This window comes from Desulfobulbus rhabdoformis, assembly GCF_016919065.1.
GTDB lineage: Bacteria > Desulfobacterota > Desulfobulbia > Desulfobulbales > Desulfobulbaceae > Desulfobulbus > Desulfobulbus rhabdoformis.
This window is the reverse complement of the sequence record NZ_JAFFQA010000193.1, coordinates 1-340: the sequence shown is the minus strand read 5'-3', so window position 1 is coordinate 340 and position 340 is coordinate 1. Positions and strand designations below refer to the sequence as shown.

At 44.7% G+C, this 340-nt stretch carries 1 rRNA gene; it reads right to left on the bottom strand.

Going from position 1 to position 340, the window contains the following annotated elements:
* Positions 1-107 precede the first annotated feature (107 nt).
* Positions 108-340, bottom strand: a 23S ribosomal RNA gene (locus JWJ90_RS23035); the annotation flags it as partial.

Here is a 340-nt window from a genome sequence, read left to right as displayed (position 1 = left end):
TAGTCCAAAGCTGGACTACCTGAGATCAGTTCCAGGGTATTCTCTTGTGAGAGTTACTCTAAAACTAACAATTGAAGTAGCAGGGTAAACTTTGTTTATAAAAGGATATGGTTAAGCCTCACGGCTATTTAGTATCGGTTAGCTCCATGCATTGCTGCACTTCCACACCCGACCTATCAACGTTGTAGTCTCCAACGAGCCTTTAGGTATCAAAAGATACGGGATATCTTATCTTGGAGTGGGTTTCCCGCTTAGATGCTTTCAGCGGTTATCCCTTCCGAACATAGCTACCCAGCAATGCCCTTGGCAGAACAACTGGTACACCATTGGTTCGTCCATC